The organism is Actinomadura rugatobispora (assembly GCF_055379765.1).
On sequence record NZ_AP029191.1, the window covers coordinates 6,976,448 to 6,993,529 of the forward strand.

The following is a 17,082-nucleotide window of genomic DNA, read 5'->3' on the forward strand; positions in this document are numbered from 1 at the left end:
CGCGCGGGGGAGCGGCGCGTCAGTGCGTGTGCCGGCGCGCGCCCCAGCGGCGCCCGCCGCCGCGGGAGTTCACCGAGGTCAGCACGGCCACGCCGAGCGCGGCGATGAGCACCGAGAACACGATCGCGACGAGGGTGCCGGCGCCGAGCGCGTCCGACACCACGCCGCCGAGGATCGCGCCGGCGATCCCGACGAGGATCGTCAGCAGCATCCCGATGGGGTTGCGGCCGGGAACGATCAGTCGCGCCAGTGCCCCGACGACGGCACCGACGATGATGAACCAGAGAATCGTCGTGAGCATGGTCGATCACCATCCGTTTTTCTGGGGGTCGTTGTGCATCTTCCGCGTTCACGACCCGCGGTCGGCGATCGATATGCCCGTTGTGTCGGTTTCAAACGTGCCCCTCGCCGGACGGACCCGGAAAAGGGGATGAAAGCGCAGGTCAGGCGTACTGGCTCCCGCCGAAGCCCACCGTCTGCCGCTCCTCCTCGGCGATCTCCAGATAACCCACCCGGTCGGCCGGGATCACCACCCGGCCGCCGCGCTGGTCACGGAGCACCAGGACGCCCCGCTCCTCTCCCAGCGCGTCGGCCAGCGCCCGCTGCACCTCGTCGGCGGACTGCGTGGTCTCGACCACCAGCTCCTTGGGCACGAACTGGACGCCGATGCGAACCTGCACGCGAAGCTCCCTGTGCTCACCCGCCCCGCCACCCCCGGCGGGACGTCCTGCTCCGATGGTCGCACGCGGACGGGGCGAAACGCCCTCCGGACGCTTCGCCCCGAGTGAAACCGGAGTGAACCGGGCGCAGGGCCCGGCACTGGACCGGCCGCCGGGCCCGGTGCCGGGGCCGGTCCCGGGCGCCGTGCCGCGCGGCGGCGCCGGGGTCAGCCGGCGGGCGTCATCGGGAAGCCGGAGATCCCGCGCCACGCCAGCCGGGCGATGATCTTCTCGGCGGTGTCCTTGGGGATGGCCCGGTGCTGGGACAGCCAGTAGCGGGCGCTGACCTCCGCCATGCCCACCAGGCCCATGCCGAGCAGGTGCGCCTCGTCGCCGGGCGCGTCGGTGTCCTCCGCGATCACGCGGGCGATCATCTCGGCGCACTGCTGGTTGGCCCGCTCGACGCGGGCCCGCACCGGGGCCACGTTGCGCAGGTCGGACTCGAACACCAGGCGGTACGCCTCGCCCTCACCGGCCACGAAGTCGTAGAAGGCCTGCATGCTGGCCTGCACCCGCAGCTTGTTGTCCGAGGTGGACTCCAGCGCGTCCCGCACGGTCTTCACCAGGGCCTCGGCGTGCTCGTCCAGCAGCGCCAGATAGAGCTCGAGCTTGCCCGGGAAGTGCTGGTAGAGCACAGGCTTGCTGACGCCTGCGCGCTCGGCGATCTCGTCCATCGCCGCGGCGTGATAGCCCTGGGCGACGAACACCTCCTGGGCCGCGCCGAGCAGTTGCCTGCGGCGCGCCAGTCGCGGCAGTCGCGTGCCACGAGGGCGGGCGTCCGGGGTCGCGGTCACCACACTCTCCGATCACCGAATCAGTGCGACGGAAAGGGGTACCCGTCGCTGGGAACCAATCCCAACATCCTACGCGCCGGTAACCTCGCCGGTCACCCGCAACACCGAGGTCGCCCGACCGGAGCCGGCCCGGACCGTCCCGGGCCCTCCCGGGCGCGGCCGCGGCGGCCCCTCGTCCGGCCTCAGCGGTAGTCGTCCTCGTCGAGCTCGACCACCCGCCGCTGCTCGGCCGCGTCGGCCTCGTCCGCGTCGAAGGGTACCGGTTGCGGCCAGCCGGAGCGGTCCTCGTCGTCGCGCAGCGCCGTCCGCTGCTCGGCCGCGTCGGCCTCGGGGGCGTCCACGCTCAGCTCGGCCTCCTGCTCCGTGTCAGGCTCGGCCGCGGTCGCGCGGTCGGGCTCGGCCTCGTTCATCTCGCTCATCGCTCCTCCTGGGGGAGGTCCGGGCCGTGGCGGCGACGTACTACCCGGCCGCGACGAGGTCTATGCCGTGGATCGGGGCCCGATCGGGGGTCGTCGTCACGGCAGCGCCCGCCCGTGCTCGCCCAGCAGCGGTTCCAGCAGGTCGCCGTGCTCCTCGATCCGCTCCAGCACCTCGTCCGGCGAGAAGACCAGCGCCGCGGCGTCGTCGCAGTCGTCCAGCTCCTCCCAGGTCACCGGGGTGGAGACCGACGGGCTCGGCGCGGCCCGCAGCGAGTACGCGGCGACGGTGGTCTTGGCCGGGTTGTTCTGGCTCCAGTCCACGAACACCTTCCCCTTGCGCAGCCGCTTCTCCATCCGGCTGACGACCAGGTCGCCGTGGTCGGCGGCGAGGCGCTGCGCGGCCTTCTTCGCGTACTCGGAGGTCCGTTCGCTCTCTCTGATCGGCACGTACAGGTGGAGCCCCTTCTTCCCGCTGGTCTTCGGGTACGAGTCGAGGCCGTCCTCCGCCAGCAGATCGCGCAGCAGCCGGGCGACCTCGCACGCCTCCACGATCGTCGCCGGCGCCCCCGGGTCCAGGTCGAACACCACCAGGTCCGGGTCGTGCAGCCCGCCGCGCGGCCCGACCGTCCACTGCGGCACGTGCAGCTCCAGCGCCGCGAGGTTGGCGCACCACACCAGCGTGGGCAGGTCGTCCACCACGACGAAGTCCAGCGAGTCGCGCCCGGACGAGCTGCCCGGCGTCGGGACGCGCGCCGTGCGCACCCAGTCGGGGGTGTGCGACGGCGCGTTCTTCTCGAAGAACTTCTGGCCGTCCACGCCGTCGGGGTACCGGATCCGGGTCGCCGGACGGTCCTTCAGGTGCGGGAGCAGCACCGGCGCCGCCCGCACGTAGTAGTCGATGACCTCGCCCTTGGTGAACTCCGGGTACAGCTTCTTGTCCAGATTGGACAGCGCCAGCTCCCGGCCCTCCACCGTGACGGCGGTCTTCTTAGGGCTCACGGATCACCTCGAGTGGGTCCTTGTCGTCGCGCAGACCGCGCCATGAGGGGAAGCGCAGCCGGCCGTCCCTGGTCCGCACGCTGTAGGCCACCTCCCCGACGAGGACCGGCTCAACCCACTGGGCGTCGCGGGCGAACTCGCGCGGCACCGGCTCGTCGAACGGGCCGACCGCGCGGCGCAGCGGCCACAGCGTCTCGTACAGCTCGTCCAGGGCCCGGTCGCTGAACCCGGTGCCGACGTGGCCGACGAAGCACAGCCGGCCCTTGGCGTCGTACTCGCCCAGCAGCAGCGACCCGACGCCGCCCTCCCGCCGCCCCTTCCCCGGCTTCCAGCCGCAGATGATCACCTCGCGGGTGAGGAAGTTCTTGACCTTGCGCCAGAAGTCGACCCGGCGGCCCGGCCGGTACACCGAGTCCAGCCGCTTGGCCAGCAGCCCCTCCAGCCGCTGCTCCTTGGTGAACTCCATCAGCTCGGCGACCTGGGCGGTGTCGCCGCCGTCCAGGAACGGGGGCACCTCGACCGGGCCGGTGCCGCCGAGGTCCAGCTCGGCCAGCAGCGCCCGGCGCTCGGTGTACGGGACGTCGTAGAGCAGCCGGCCGTCCAGGAACAGCAGGTCGAACACCACGTAGCGGACGGGGACCTCGCGGATCAGCCGGGGGTCGGGGCGGCCGACGTGCATCCGGCGCTGCAGCCGCTCGAAGCTGGGGCGGCCGTCCTCGAAGGCGACCACCTCGCCGTCCAGGACCACGTCGTGGTGGGGGAGGAGGTCGGCCAGCGCGGACAGCTCGGGGTAGCGGCCGGCCAGTTCGGTGACGCGGCGCCCGCTGGCCCGCACGCCGTCGGCCGAGACGTAGCTGATGACGCGGACGCCGTCCCATTTGAGCTCCAGGGCCCAGCGTCCGGTGTCGTCGGGGAGTTCTCCGGTGGCGGCCATCATGGGGTGCACGGGCCACGGCATGGTCATATCCGCGTCTTACCCTCCCCTTCGTTCGGAGAAAAAAGGATCAAGAGCGCGTTCTGGTGCAATTCGCCACCGGTTGGGACGCTAAGGAGCACAGGCCCCGGGGTAAGGACGGACCATGCGCAGTATCTGGAAGGGCGCGATCTCCTTCGGGCTGGTCACGATCCCGGTGAAGCTCTACTCGGCGACGGAGCAGCGGGACGTGTCCTTCCACCAGGTGCACCGCGAGGACGGCGGCCGGATCAAGTACAAGCGGGTCTGCACGGTGGACGGCGAGGAGGTCCCCTACTCCGACATCGCCAAGGGCTACGAGCTGCCCAGCGGCGAGATTGTCGTGCTGACCGACGAGGACTTCGCCGACCTGCCCCTGTCGAGCAGCCGCCGCATCGACGTGCTGCAGTTCGTGGAGCGCGACGAGGTCGACCCGATCTACTTCGCCAAGACCTACTACCTGGAGCCCGACCAGCAGGGGGCCAAGCCGTACGTGCTGTTGCGCGACGCGCTGGAGGACTCCGACCAGGTCGCCATCGTGAAGGTGGCGCTGCGGCAGCGCGAGTCGCTGGCCACGCTGCGGGTGCGCGAGGGCGTCTTCGTGCTGGAGACCATGCTCTGGCCGGACGAGGTGCGCGAGCCCGACTTCCCGTTCCTGGAGGAGGACATCGAGGTCCGCAAGCAGGAGCTCAGCATGGCCACCTCCCTGATCGAGAGCATGCAGGGCGAGTTCGACCCGGGCCAGTACAAGGACGCCTACCGGGAGGCGCTCCAGGCCGTGATCGAGGCCAAGATCGAGGGGCGCGAGGTCACCCGTCCCGAGGCGGAGGCGGCCGAGGAGCCCGCCGCCGACCTGCTGTCGGCCCTGCGCGCCAGCGTCGAGGCGGCGAAGAAGGAACGCGGGGAGAAGAAGCCGCCGGCCAAGTCCAAGGGCCGTGGGAAGGCCGCCTCGTCGCAGTCCGCGTCGTCGTCTTCGTCGTCGAAGAAGGGCGAGTCCAAGCCCCGCGGCCGCAAGTCCGCCTAGCCGGCCGCGGGGCCCTCCCCTTCAAGGGAGGGCACGCAATCGGTCAAGAACACGCCGGGGGCCGTCTCCGCCCCGCCCGACCCGGGAATCGCTCCCGGGGAGGTCGCGGTGCAAGCGTGGTTCACCAAGGAGATCGTGGACGGCGGCAGGCTGCGGCTGCTGTGCTTCCTGCTGGCCTTCATCGCCGCGTTCCTGTTCATCCGCTTCAGCGTCCGGATGATCCGCAGGCAGGCCCGCTGGTGGCCCGGGAACGTCACCCCGGGCGGCCGGCACATCCACCACGTGGTCTTCGGCATGGTCTTCATGTGCGTCGGCGGCATCGGCGGGCTGGTCGTGCCCGGGGTCTCCTCCGGCTGGGCCGCGGCGACCTCCGCCGTGTTCGGCGTGGGGACGGCGCTGGTCCTGGACGAGTTCGCCCTCGTCCTGCACCTCAGCGACGTCTACTGGACCGAGGAGGGGCGGCTGTCGGTGCAGGTCGTGATGATCGCGATCGCCCTCTCCGGGCTGCTCCTGCTGGGGTTGCGGCCGCTGGGCGTCGGCGAGAAGGACGTGCCGGGCGAGCCCTGGCAGATCGCCTTCGGGCTGCTGCTCAACCTGGCCATGTCGCTGATCGCGCTGCTGAAGGGGAAGACCTGGACCGGGCTGATCGGCCTGTTCATCGGGCCGCTGGCACTGGTCGGCGCGATCCGCCTGGCCCGTCCGGGATCGCCGTGGGCCCACCACCGCTACACCGAGGGGTCCCGCAAGTGGTCGAAGGCCCAGGTCCGCGACCGCAGGCTCCGGGCGCCGGTGCAGCGGTTCATGATGAGGTTCCAGGACTTCGTGGCGGGACGGCCCGACCAGGGGCGGTGACCGGAACGTCCTGCGGCGTGGCGGCGGGCCCGTGCCGGACCCGCCGCCGCGCGCGGTCGATCAGCGGCCGAACGGGACCGTGGTGCAGAGGAGCCGGGCACCCGCCTCCCCCGTGCGGCGGTCGGTGGGCTTGGCGTGGATCACCACCGAACGCTGGCCCTTGGCGACCCGCCACGGCACGACGGCCCGGGAGTGGCCGCGGCCGTCGCGGTCGATCCGCACGTCCAGCCAGATCTCCTTGAAGCGCAGCGGCGTGCTCGACCTGGCCAGCCGCTGGTAGTGCGTACCGGAATGGGACGCCTTGGGCCCGCACTTGTTCTGGTGGACGTGGGCGCCGAAACGCTTGCCCGCGGCGGACCTCGGGAACCCGGACACCCGCAGGTCGACGACCGTCCTGCCGCGCGCGCCGTGGACGGTGACGACCTCCTTCACCGCGGAGTAGCCGCGGTGGTAGGTGTGCGTCGGCCCCTTCACCCTGGTCACGCCCTGCCGGTGCTTCGGGCACGCCGCCGCCGGCGCGGCGATCAGGCCGAGAGCGATCCCGGCCGCGGCCGAGGTGACCGCCGCGCGCCTCAGGGCGGCGCGTCTCTTCGTCGGCATCATCTTCCCCTTCGTCGGTTGAAGGACGGGGCCGATCATGCCCAGGGCGTGACGCCCGCGCATCGCTCCGTGACCGCGCGTGGGAGGCGTGAGGCCGAGATTTCACCAACGCAAGACCAGGCGCGGCCCCGGCGGCCTGGTCCGTGCCGCCGGGGCCGCGCCCCCGCCCCGTTCTCCCCTCGGGGTTCAGGTGCCGGCGGGTTCGAGCTCGCGCTCGGGCGCCGGAGACTCCTCGCCCTCCCGGATCCCGTACCGGCGGTACACGCGGACCAGCGGACCCGGCGCCCACCAGTTGGCCCGGCCCAGCAGCCGTATCGCGGCCGGGACCAGCAGCGCCCGCACGATCGTCGCGTCCACCACGATGGCGATCACCATGCCCACCCCGGTCATCTTGATGAAGGTGATCCCCGAGGTGGCGAACGCCCCGATCACCACCACGAACAGCAGCGCCGCGCTGGTGATGACCGCCCCGGTGCGCTGCAGCCCGGCGGCGATCGCGGTGGTGTTGTCGCCGGTCAGGTCGTACTGCTCGCGGACCCGCGACAGCAGGAACACCTCGTAGTCCATCGAGATCCCGAACAGCATCGCCAGCATCAGGATCGGCATCGCCGGGGAGATCGACCCGGTGGCGGTGAAGTCCAGCAGGCCCGACAGGTGGCCGTCCTGGAAGATCAGCACCACCGCCCCGAACGTCGCCGACAGCGACAGCAGGTTCATGACGATCGCCTTGAGCGGCAGCACCACCGAGCCGAAGGCCAGGAACAGCAGCACGAACGTGGCCAGCCCGACCGTCACCCCCAGCCAGGGCAGCGTGGCCCCCATGCTGTCGAGCTGGTCCACGACCGCGGCCGTGACACCGCCGACGTAGGACTCGGCGCCGGGCGGCGGCGGCACGTCCCGCACCCTCACCACCAGGTCGCGGGCGGCATCGGAGTTCGGATCGTGGTCATACCCCAGCGCGATCCGGGTCGTCTCGCCCTTCGCACCGGTGACGACGGTTCCGGTGACGCCGGAGACCCCCTCCAACCGCTCGGCGTACGCGCGGACCGCGGCCTGATCAGAGGTGCCGTGCACGACCGCCGTGATCGGGCTGGTGGCGTTGCGCGGGAACCGCGTCTCCAGCGTCTCCGCCACGACCTGCGCCTCGTTCCCGGCGGGCAGCACCTTGCCGTCCACGCCGCCCCAGTTGATCCCCAGGAACGGGGCGCCGAGCGCCAGCAGCAACCCCACCGTGGCGACCGTGTAGACGATCGGACGGCGCATCACACTGCGCACCAGCCGCGGCCACCAGCCGGACCCCGCGCCCTCCCGCCTGCGGACCGGCAGCGCGTTCACCCGGTGCCCGAGCACCCCGAGCAGCGCCGGCAGCACGGTCAGCGCGCCCGCCATGCAGACGAACACGGTCGCGATCCCGCCGTACCCCATCGACAGCAGGAACCGCTGGTCGAACAGCAGCAGCCCGGCCAGCGACACCGCCACCGTCACGCCGGAGACCGCGACCGTGCGCCCCGCCGTCGCCATCGTCGCGGCCAGCGCCCGCTCGGTGGACGGATCGCGCCGCAGCTCCTCCCTGAACCGCCCCACCATGAACAGCCCGTAGTCGATCGCCAGCCCCAGCCCGAGGAACGTGGTGATGTTGATCGCGAAGATCGACACGTCGGTCACGTACGTGAGCAGGTGCAGCGCCGTGAACGACCCGAGGATCGCCAGCCCGCCCACCAGCAGCGGCAGGCTCGCCGCCACCAGCCCGCCGAAGATCACGATCAGCAGCACCACCAGCACCGGCAGCGCCATCCCCTCGGCCCGGGCGATGTCGGACGACACCCGCTCGTTGATCGCGACCTCGGTGGCCAGCGTCCCGCCGACCTTCGCGGTCAGCCCGCCGCCGACCTCCCCGAACCGGCCGCGGAGCGCCTCGTACCCGTCCTGCCGGGCCTCCGCGTCCCCGGCCAGCCGCACCACCGCATAGGTGGACGCACGATCCCGGCTGACCAACTGCGGAGAACCCGTCGACCAGTAGGTCCCGGTGGAGGCGACCTTGTCACGCGGCAGCGCCCCCAACGCCGCCTCCACCGCACTCCGGTAGCGGGGATCGTCCACCGTGAGACCACCATCGGCCCGGTAGAGGATCACCACATCGGCTGCGTCCCGTCCCAGCTCACGCTCGGAGACGCGCTCCGCCCGGTCGCTGTCGCTCCCGGGCGTATCGAAGCCGCCCCCAGGGGAGAGCGCGCCGAACACCCCCGTCCCCCACACCGCGGCGACGGCCACGAACAGCAACGCCACCGCGAGGACCGGCCGGCGCCGCCGGTAGGTCCACCGCCCCCAACTCTCGAACATCCCCACCCCGCTACACACTGTCACTAGAGTGAACATCGTTTACTGCGAACGCCGTTAACATCGCACACGCCGTAAGCTTCCGTCAACGGCGTTCATGGTGAATCATGTGGGGACGTCGACGAGGGAGTCAGAGGCTTTGGGGGAGTCACGGCGCGACCGGATGCGCGCGGCGACCGTTCAGGAGATCACCCGGACGGCCCGGCGCATCCTGGTCGAGCAGGGCCCGGACGCGGTCACGCTGCGGGCGATCGCCCGCGAGATGGGCATGACGGCGCCCGGCCTGTACCGCTACTTCGACAGCCACGCGGAATTGCTGCGGCACGTCGTCGGCGACATCTTCGCCGACCTCACCGCCGAACTGCACGCCGGACTGTCCGGAGTCCCCGACGGTGACATGAGCGGAAAACTCCTGGCCGTCGCCCGCAGTTTCCGCCGCTGGGCCTTCGCGCACCGCCGCGAATACGCCCTCCTCTTCGGCTCCCCGATGCCCGATCTGGCCCACCGCAAGGAAGTCGACTTCGCCGAGGAAAGCGCCCAGCGCTTCGGCTGGGCCTTCCTCTCCCTTTTCCTGGAACTGTGGCGGAAGGCCCCATTCCCCGTCCCCGCCGACAAGGACATCGACCCGCGCCTGAGAGGCCAGCTCCGCCGCTACCGGGACTTCACCGTAGAGGGCTCCGACCTGCCCCTGGGCCTGATCCAGACCTTCCTGCAGTGCTGGGTCCGCCTCCAGGGCGCCGTAAGCCTGGAAGTGTTCGGCCACCTGGAATTCGCCCTGGACGACCCCGAACCAATGTTCGAACTAATGCTATCCGAAATGGCCCCCATCCTAGGCCTCACCTACTCCCCGCCCGCACGACATCCCAAAGACGAGCCGGACCGGTAGCCGCCGCCCTGGAAGCTGTCGCGACCAGGCTCGCCGCGACACCGTCCCAACGCTTGCGGCGGACCTTAGGTCACGCCCTCAATGCGCGGTGCAGCCCGTCCACAAACGCAGGCGCTGCGACTCCTCCGGGCGCCGGCGAGCATCACTGCAGGTAGTGACCTTGATATCGCTCCAAGTTACGAAGTGTCTGGACGGGCACGATGCCCTGCACTATCTTTGATCTCCGGGTCAAGGGGCTTGTCATTGCGGGGGCCTGGATAGGTGGGCGACCCGATTTCCCCACCCTCCAAGGCTAGAACGGGGTGAAATGTCCGAAGTAGAGGTCGTCCGGTCAGCACTACGCCACGTAGCCAAGAACCTCGACCGAACGCTCCAGTCCTTCGAGGGCGCAGGCTCTCCCGATGATCTACGGACGAGAGCAGCCATCACCGCACAGCACCTGGGCAACTGGGACGCGGGCCAGACCCTGTCCATCACCACCGGTCTGGCATCCCGCCACCTCGGAGGCTCCTATCGCGAGTTTCTGACCGAGTACCAGGCCGCAATCTCGGCCCTCCTCAAGGTCGCCGAAACCTACGACGATGCCGAAGAGATGACCGAGAAGCGAGTCCGCGACGTCATGACCGGCACCGACGAGGGATGACCTGATCGTGGGGAATGAGCGTCCCCTCCGCGGACCGGAGCCGACCGGTTCGGTGGAAGGGCTCAAACTAGAGCAGGTCCGTGCCCGCCTGCAGTCGACCAGCCCTGAAAAGGTCGCAGCCGCCGGACACGCCTACAACGCAGCCGCTGCGAAGCTCTCAACCGCCCACCGCGAACTCAGCGAGGCGATCACGTACCTAACGCAGCGCTGGCGAGGCCCCGCTGCCAACGAGGCGCTGGCTGCGTTGATCAAACTGAGAGACACGGCCCAAGAAATGGCGGCGAAGAGCGGGCAGACAGGGAAGGCTCTGCAACAGTACGGCGAAAAAATCTTGCCCTGGTACAAAAGCCATCTGCCTGACGACGGATTCATCCGCTCCGGCCGAGACGATGAATACGCCCAGAAGCTGATGGCCAGGCTGAACAGCCGCATCACCCAGACCCACGCTGCCCTGCCCGACGGCCTGAGGGTCAAGCTTCCGGGCATCAGTCAGGGCGGCGAGTCGGCTCGTGACCACTCACCCCTCGGCCCCGGCTCTCCACACGGGGGCTCTCCGGTTGGGCAGTCCGGCGGCGTATCGCTTTCCTCAGCAGCAGATTCAGCGTTTCCTCCATCAGCGAGCCCAGGGAGCGGAGGTGCCGGCCATGACCCGAGGGGCGCTGGTTCGGGCTATGGACAGACCAGCACACCGGGCCTGATCGGGACAGAGTTGGCTTCGACCCAGACAGGCATGCCGACAAGCACAGGTAACAGCCCGGGGCTGGGCGCGCCCCCCACCGGGGCGCCCGTCTCCAGCACGCCAGTTGGCGGAAGCGTTGGGGGACCTGTACCGATGTCTCCGGGGGTTGGCCCGCGAAATCCCTCGCCAGGTGTGAGCGGTCGGGGGCTAGGCCAAGGCGGCATGAGTGCCTCTGGCCGCGGTCCTCGGGGCGGAGGAACAGCTTCGATGGTCCCAGGAGGCAACATCCTCGGAGGTATGGGCGGTGCGGGGCGTTCAGAGGATGAGCACGAGCGTTCGACGTGGCTTGCCGTGGATCCGGACATCTGGGGAGCCGATGATGAACAATGGGCACCTCCGGTAATCGAAGGCTCTGAGCCCGCACGCCCAATTGAGGGGCCTCTAGGGCGAGTGAACCAAGCCGACCAACCGTTGGCTCCCAGCGCTGAGCAGCCCGAGGCGAGCGGCGAGGAAGACGAACTGGATCTGGTTCTGGCTGAACTGGAAGCCGAGTTGGAGCGGGAACTTGAGATGGCAGGTCTCCTGGAGGAGGGACGCAGTGCCGATGGGCAGGAGAATCCGGCGCTGGATGACGGTCCCAACGGCCTGCTTGGTCGCCTTCCCCATCACGACACCAGCCTTGGCGGCGATTCCCAGGCCACGAAGTGAACAATGGTGGCTACGCCAGTGGCAGGCGGAGAAGATCTGGTCACTTACCCAGGGGCAGGGCGTGACCGTCGCGGTGCTAGATGGCGGAGTCAACGCTCACCTGCCCGACTTGGCGGGAAGGGTGCTTCCTGGTGGGGATATGCTGGGCGGCGGAACGAACGGCCTCAAGGATCTTGATACGCGCCAGCACGGCACGAATATCGCCGGTTTGATCGCGGCGCAGGGACAGGGCACAGGAATGCTGGGGATCGCACCCCGATCCCGAATCCTTTCGATCCGCATGAACAACGAAACACATGGCTCGGGGTCGGATAAGAACATGGCCGCGGCGATTAGGTCGGCAGTCCGCCAGGGAGCCAAGGTCATCAATATATCGCTGGCTGCCGGGTCGGACACTGGGCGCGTTTGCGATCCAGAGCGGGAGGCGGCGGTCACCGAAGCTCTGCAGCGAGATGTCATCGTGGTAGCAGGGGCGGGCAATAACATCCACGAGAGGAACGTGCCGTTGCAGCCAGCCGCTTGCCCCGGGGTTCTTGCGGTCGGATCGCTCGATAGGAAAGGACGCCCCGATCTTTACTCGCAGCCACAATCGTACGTCGCCGTCTCGGCACCGGGTGTAGAAATCGCCTCAATCAGAGAGGAGTCCTTCGCGCCCAAGGGATACATCGAGAAGGATTTGCGCGGGACAAGTCTCGCCACGGCCCTCGTCTCGGGTGTCGTCGCATTGGTGCGCTCCAGATATCCGCAGATGCCTGCACGTGAGGTGCTGCGCAGGATCACCGCCACGGCCGAGGACGTCAAGCCGAAGGGGCGCGATACTAAGACCGGCTTCGGTGCTGTCCGCCCATATGAGGCGTTGACAGCGCAGCTTCCCGCGAGCGCCCCCAATCCCGTCTACGAGGCGTGGGAGCGATCACGCCGTGAACGCGCCCTGCATCCCCTTCCCGGGCGGACCCAGGAGACCATCCGAGACGTGGTGCCCCTACGCACACGGATGATTCAGATCGGGACAGCAGTGGGCGTACTCGTGCTCGTCGGGATCGGCACCGCAACTGTAGTGGTTCTCATAGTCAGGCGACGAACCCGAACCCGTTCCCGGCCCTTCAGAAGCGATCCCGGTCCAGCGCCGAGGTTGTGAAGTGAAAGGTATGGCGGCCTGATATAGCCAATTGTGATTTGGGGTGATTCTGATTCGACGGATCACCTCGATGGAGCCGGGAGGACTTACGTGATATGAGTAGGGATCTTGGTGGGATGCTGAATAGGAGCACCCCATTCGCCCCGACGAGCGAAGACGAAATATCCAAGCGTCTGGAAAGTCCAAGGCCGGGCCAGGCGGCTGATGCGAAAACGCGTCCCTCCACACTGCCTCCAGAAAGCCAAACGACACACGATGATGTCCAGGAGGAGAGCGAAACGGCTAAATGGGAGGTATATGTGCCCGTGGCTGAGAAGCCGCACAGGGACGACGGACCTGTGGTTGTCGAATACGAAGTCCGCGAGACCGAACAGGGGTCGGGGGCGGTCCTCGTTTATACCTCACCAGAGATTCTTCAAGGTGAGCTGGGGCAGTTTCAGCCGATGGTCAAGGTCGACATCATCGAACTCCTACATCATATTCACGGGCAAGTGCCGGTCGTGGTGAATCCCACCCTTAAAAGTGGGGTTCAGAGGCGCCAAGCAGAGGAGGATCAGTGAGTGAATTTAGTGCTCAAATCGATTCTCTCGTGGATGCTGGACGGCAATTTCAGAAGATTGCCGTCGACTACAAGGGGGATATATCGGGTGGCTTTGAACGCCCTTCCACAGGCAATGGTAAATCCGACGCCATGTTGGAAACAACGCTTAAGCTGATTGATCTCCTGCATGGCGCCCTGGCTGACGCTGTATGGCAACACGGCGAAAAACTCCAGTTGGTGGCTGAGGAGTTCCAAACTGCCGAGGACGCCAACATCACCGTTCTATACAAGGCTGCCGTAAATGCCTCCACCACCCCCGGAGACATGCCAAGTATTGGCGCCAAGAAATAAAGGCGGGACAACGATGGCCCCTGGCAGGGAGAAGCGAGCAGAGCCACTACCAAGCATTCCTCCGGCGGAAACGCCAAAAATGCGTGCATATATACCCCCAACCTGGGGGAAAGTGTACATTGAGGGGGATTGGAATGGGCTTTCTGCTCTGGCTGGAAAACTCTACGCATTCTCGCAGGCCGGTAATCCGCGAGTGGACGAGCTCACCGGCCAGGTGAATAAGCTGCTCGGATATCAGAGCACTGTGAAGTACAGTGGTAGAAGTGCTGAAGCCTTCAGGACGAACTATGGCCAGGATGCCCTGATGATGGCAGGCTTGAATAAGATCATCAACGCCGCTGCAGGCATTATCGACGCACTGGCCTCAAGGCTTGCAATGCTCGAGCAGCGTATCGAGAACGCCCTAGTCGCAGGGCGTCAGGCAGGCTACTTTGCGCAGGACGACAACGTCCACACGAGGCACGCACCCACTCTTCCCGACCCTCCTCCGATAGGATCCGTCACCAGGATGGATGAATGGCATGATCTGCGTAGAAGGTGCTTGGCGGATGCCGAGAAGTCCCGTGTACTCGCGGCGGCACAGTTGAGCAAACTGGCAGACGCGTTGATGGAGGGCTTGAACTACTATAAAGGCCAGAGGACGGTTGGAACCCTCGACCCAAACGGCTTGCTCCGTAAGGGGCAGGTCGATTGGTACTCTCCTCGAATCGAGGAATTGCGTAAGAAGCTCGAAGAGGGCAAGGGTGATCTGAATCTAAAAGGTTCGGATGCGAATACTGTCCTGAAGGACATGAAGGCAATCGGTGGCGGCGCGAGTGCGGTTGGTGACGCAATTTCAGGAATTCCCCACCCGGCTGCGCAGGGGACCGGTGGAGCCGTAAGCGCAGTCGGTGGTGTACTCACCGCACTGTCGGGTGTTGGAGAGCATTTTTCCAAGAAGTAGTAGCGATGGAGAAGACACAGGGGGCAATCCCTTTTCTAGTGGTTTGCTCACCTCTAGTCCGCACTTCGCGACTTGCGGAACCGTGCAAAACGCGCACAGAAGCATGGTGGCAGGGGCAGCTTTGATGAAGGATGTGGAGTTTTATGGATCAGGAGACCGGCCCTCGCCATTGCCGTTGGCCTCTGTTTCACGCTGTGGACGGCGGCAATCTTGTGGTGTTCAAAGCGCTCGTGGCTACGCCACTGCTTGGAACGTTTCTTGTTGGCTGCTCAGGGTCGACAGAGTCTCTGCCCACCTCATCCGCCGTCCCTAAAACTCCTGTTCCTTCGACGTCAGTGATGTCTCGGGGTTTCGAAAGGGGAGAGATCCGGACCACGCCGGATCCGCGGACTCTGCTTTCACCTAGCCTGCGCCGGGACCTGCGATTCGCGGACGCCAAAGCCTCAAGTTGCAAGAAGGAAAAGGCATACGATCGGGTGGAAAAATGGGTATGTCACCTGTTCACGCCTCAGGAGTCGTCCGAGAGCGATATGATCTCGATCCGCGTGGAGCTGCCAACACCTGAGAATGGGAGGACTGCAACGGAGAAAGCGACCAAAGAGTTCGCTGATCTGAAATGGTCCCTCCGAAATTTTTCCCCTTGCTCAATCCGGGTTCAACTCGGTGACGAGGCATGTCAGTCTCCAAAGTACACCTCATCCCTAAAATCGAGCGCCGTTCTGTTCCGAATTCGAAATGTGAACGTGCAGATCATGGCGGCTACCGGCGATAAGGACAGAGCCAGTGTGTCAGCGTTGTCTGACGAGCAAGGGCGCCGGGCTTGGCGGGTCGCTTCTGAGTTGGCTCGGGGGCTTGAGCGGCGTGGGTGATGGGGGCGTTAGTGGGTGAAGAAGTCGAATTCGGCGTTGCGGACGCCGGCTAGGAAGGCTTCCCATTCACTGCGGGTGTAGACGATGACCTCGGCGTCGGGGTGGTGGCTGTGGCGTACGGCGACGCGTTCGGTGCCGTCGTTCAGGGGACCGGCCTCGACGCAGTTGCCCCCGTTATTGGGGCTGTAGGTGCTGATGTGCCACGCGACGCGGGCACGTTCTTGAGGGCTGAGTCCTTCGGCTGCCTCTGACATCCTTACTGCCATTCCTCTGCTATCGCCGAAATCAGGTCGGCGGACTCGGTCGGCCCGAGGGCCATGCGCTTGTGCCCATCGTAAGCCCGGACGAACCGTTCAGACTCGGGCGGCTCAACGTAGATGCCGCCTGCCATCGTCTCGGTGTACGCCATCTCGGGGAACGGGGCCGGCAGTTCGAAGATCTCGAAGGTGCCATACGTGCTGGCCGGGGTGCCTGCGCGGAAGGGGAGCACCCGGATGTCGATCTTGGACCTGCTGGAGCATACTGTGAGATGACGAAGTTGGGCCGCCATGATCTGCGGGCTGCCGATCGGGCGTCGAAGGATGGACTCGTCCAGGATCACTGAAAACCGGGTGGGAGCGTCTCCGGTGAGGATCTGCTGCCGGGTCATCCGCAGTTCGTGCCAGCGCTTGATCTGCTCGGGTGTGGCGTCGGTGTCATTGATGCGGATGACGGTCTCGGCGTACTCGGGTGTCTGGAGCAGCCCGGGTACGACGATTGCAGCGTACGACCGAACGTGCGTGGCACGTGACTCCAGCCAGACATAGTCGATAAGTGAGCCGACGACGTCTGTGGAGTAGCCGTCCCACCAGCCCTTTTGCCAGACATCCTGGCTGAGCTGTAGGAGTGCTTCGCGGCGCTGGGGATCGGAGACGCCGTACAGGTCCAGGAGGGCCAGCAGGTCGGGGCGGCGAATCGGGTAGAAGCCGGATTCGAACCGGCTGACTGTCCCCGGGTCACGCTGGAGATATTCGGCGACCTCCTTGATCACGAGCCCGCTGTCGTCGCGCAGTTCACGAAGCTGCTGGCCAAGCCACTGGGAGCGCAGAGTCGCCCGCTGCGGAGTGCGCATGCCCGACTCTCCTTCCGCCGATATCGCGCCGCGAAGATCATTAACAATAATCGAGCTGAACAACTTGTTCCTTGCTCGACGTGATGGAACTATACCAACCGTAGGTCAATGGCTACGGTCCGCGACTGAAAGCGGGTCAAGAGGAGGGCCGGGACGCTGATCGCGTGGTGGCGGAGGCGTCCCGGCCCGGTTGCTCGGAAGGGAGCACCCTGATGGATGGCATCCACGAGTCCGAACCATCATTTGTCTACCACGTCGACGACCGGGCCGCCGCTGAGGTAGCCGAGCTGGCCGGGGGTGCGGTGGCGCGGATGTTCGCGCTGGTCCAGGAGTACGACGACGACAACGAGCAGCCCGTGCGTGAGGTCGTGGCCTACGGGATGGAGTTGCCGGGCGGGCTCGTCATGACGGTTCCGCCGTCAGGGGCGGGGCTCTCCAAGTGGCAGAGTCCGGACAGTGCTTCGCGGCGGACGGGAGCGGAGCTGGTCTGGCTTGGGTGAGTGCGGTGGCCCCGGGG

At 67.0% G+C, this 17,082-nt stretch carries 20 protein-coding genes and 1 pseudogene; 11 read left to right on the forward strand and 10 right to left on the reverse strand.

From position 1 onward, the window contains the following. Window positions 1-19 precede the first annotated feature (19 nt). From ACZ466_RS31210 to ligD (ACZ466_RS31235), 6 genes are all read right to left on the reverse strand, one after another. A complete protein-coding gene (locus ACZ466_RS31210; RefSeq protein ID WP_378285097.1) occupies window positions 20-301 on the reverse strand; it encodes a GlsB/YeaQ/YmgE family stress response membrane protein in 282 nt (93 codons plus the stop codon). A gap of 142 nt (window positions 302-443) precedes the next feature. Next, the gene (locus tag ACZ466_RS31215; RefSeq protein ID WP_378285096.1) at window positions 444-680 is read right to left on the reverse strand and encodes a DUF3107 domain-containing protein; all 237 of its coding nucleotides are present in this window, start codon (window positions 678-680) and stop codon (window positions 444-446) included. 206 nt (window positions 681-886) lie between these two features. After that, on the reverse strand, window positions 887-1,513 hold the full coding sequence (locus ACZ466_RS31220) for a TetR/AcrR family transcriptional regulator (protein WP_378285095.1): 627 nt from the start codon (window positions 1,511-1,513) through the stop codon (window positions 887-889). A 182-nt stretch (window positions 1,514-1,695) separates the two neighbouring features. Next, the gene (locus ACZ466_RS31225) at window positions 1,696-1,932 is read right to left on the reverse strand and encodes a hypothetical protein (protein ID WP_378285094.1); all 237 of its coding nucleotides are present in this window, start codon (window positions 1,930-1,932) and stop codon (window positions 1,696-1,698) included. A gap of 96 nt (window positions 1,933-2,028) precedes the next feature. Further along, a complete protein-coding gene (gene ligD, locus ACZ466_RS31230; protein WP_378285093.1) occupies window positions 2,029-2,931 on the reverse strand; it encodes a non-homologous end-joining DNA ligase in 903 nt (300 codons plus the stop codon). Further along, window positions 2,921-3,895, reverse strand: coding sequence for a non-homologous end-joining DNA ligase (gene ligD, locus ACZ466_RS31235; protein WP_378285091.1), 975 nt, complete (start codon window positions 3,893-3,895; stop codon window positions 2,921-2,923). Before ligD (ACZ466_RS31235) ends, ligD (ACZ466_RS31230) begins: the two co-directional genes overlap by 11 nt. Before the next feature lie 115 nt (window positions 3,896-4,010). On the opposite strand from ligD (ACZ466_RS31235), the gene ku reads away from it, so the two are divergent. Both ku and ACZ466_RS31245 read left to right on the forward strand, forming a co-directional pair. After that, entirely contained in the window at window positions 4,011-4,907 is an 897-nt protein-coding gene (ku, locus tag ACZ466_RS31240) for a non-homologous end joining protein Ku (protein ID WP_378285090.1), read from the forward strand. A gap of 108 nt (window positions 4,908-5,015) precedes the next feature. Next, entirely contained in the window at window positions 5,016-5,759 is a 744-nt protein-coding gene (locus ACZ466_RS31245; RefSeq protein ID WP_378285089.1) for a hypothetical protein, read from the forward strand. A gap of 60 nt (window positions 5,760-5,819) precedes the next feature. Here ACZ466_RS31245 and ACZ466_RS31250 read toward each other — a convergent pair whose 3' ends face one another. Continuing rightward, on the reverse strand, window positions 5,820-6,362 hold the full coding sequence (locus tag ACZ466_RS31250) for a hypothetical protein (RefSeq protein ID WP_464041765.1): 543 nt from the start codon (window positions 6,360-6,362) through the stop codon (window positions 5,820-5,822). Between the two features lie 183 nt (window positions 6,363-6,545). Then, window positions 6,546-8,699 (reverse strand): MMPL family transporter, encoded by a 2,154-nt coding sequence (locus tag ACZ466_RS31255; protein ID WP_378285087.1) that lies wholly within the window; start codon window positions 8,697-8,699, stop codon window positions 6,546-6,548. Between the two features lie 160 nt (window positions 8,700-8,859). On the opposite strand from ACZ466_RS31255, the gene ACZ466_RS31260 reads away from it, so the two are divergent. The 8 genes and pseudogenes from ACZ466_RS31260 (at window position 8,860) to ACZ466_RS31295 (ending at window position 14,585) form a co-directional block, all read left to right on the forward strand. Continuing rightward, entirely contained in the window at window positions 8,860-9,582 is a 723-nt protein-coding gene (locus ACZ466_RS31260; protein ID WP_464041766.1) for a TetR/AcrR family transcriptional regulator, read from the forward strand. Between the two features lie 307 nt (window positions 9,583-9,889). Then, window positions 9,890-10,225, forward strand: coding sequence for a hypothetical protein (locus ACZ466_RS31265; protein WP_378285085.1), 336 nt, complete (start codon window positions 9,890-9,892; stop codon window positions 10,223-10,225). Between the two features lie 52 nt (window positions 10,226-10,277). Further along, a pseudogene (locus ACZ466_RS31270) lies at window positions 10,278-10,538 on the forward strand (WXG100 family type VII secretion target); the annotation flags it as partial. A gap of 816 nt (window positions 10,539-11,354) precedes the next feature. Next, complete coding sequence (locus ACZ466_RS31275) at window positions 11,355-11,612, forward strand: hypothetical protein (protein WP_378285242.1); 258 nt, start codon at window positions 11,355-11,357, stop codon at window positions 11,610-11,612. After that, window positions 11,533-12,750 (forward strand): type VII secretion-associated serine protease mycosin, encoded by a 1,218-nt coding sequence (gene mycP, locus ACZ466_RS31280; protein WP_464041767.1) that lies wholly within the window; start codon window positions 11,533-11,535, stop codon window positions 12,748-12,750. Before ACZ466_RS31275 ends, mycP begins: the two co-directional genes overlap by 80 nt. Window positions 12,751-12,845: 95 nt before the next feature. Beyond that, window positions 12,846-13,310, forward strand: a complete 465-nt coding sequence (locus tag ACZ466_RS31285) for an SseB family protein (RefSeq protein ID WP_378285083.1) — start codon at window positions 12,846-12,848, stop codon at window positions 13,308-13,310. Next, window positions 13,307-13,642 carry a DUF6317 family protein gene (locus tag ACZ466_RS31290; protein WP_378285082.1) on the forward strand — a complete coding sequence of 112 codons (336 nt, stop codon included), beginning with the start codon at window positions 13,307-13,309 and terminating at the stop codon, window positions 13,640-13,642. The genes ACZ466_RS31285 and ACZ466_RS31290 overlap by 4 nt, the downstream gene beginning before the upstream one ends. 193 nt (window positions 13,643-13,835) lie before the next feature. Further along, a complete protein-coding gene (locus ACZ466_RS31295; RefSeq protein WP_378285081.1) occupies window positions 13,836-14,585 on the forward strand; it encodes a hypothetical protein in 750 nt (249 codons plus the stop codon). Window positions 14,586-15,462: 877 nt separating this feature from the next. Here ACZ466_RS31295 and ACZ466_RS31300 read toward each other — a convergent pair. Both ACZ466_RS31300 and ACZ466_RS31305 read right to left on the reverse strand, forming a co-directional pair. Further along, entirely contained in the window at window positions 15,463-15,708 is a 246-nt protein-coding gene (locus ACZ466_RS31300) for a DUF397 domain-containing protein (protein WP_378285080.1), read from the reverse strand. A 2-nt stretch (window positions 15,709-15,710) separates the two neighbouring features. Continuing rightward, a complete protein-coding gene (locus ACZ466_RS31305; RefSeq protein ID WP_378285079.1) occupies window positions 15,711-16,565 on the reverse strand; it encodes a helix-turn-helix domain-containing protein in 855 nt (284 codons plus the stop codon). Window positions 16,566-16,777: 212 nt separating this feature from the next. Here ACZ466_RS31305 and ACZ466_RS31310 point away from each other — a divergent pair, with 212 nt between their 5' ends. Further along, window positions 16,778-17,065 carry a hypothetical protein gene (locus tag ACZ466_RS31310; protein ID WP_378285078.1) on the forward strand — a complete coding sequence of 96 codons (288 nt, stop codon included), beginning with the start codon at window positions 16,778-16,780 and terminating at the stop codon, window positions 17,063-17,065. The last annotated feature ends 17 nt before the right edge of the window (window positions 17,066-17,082 follow it).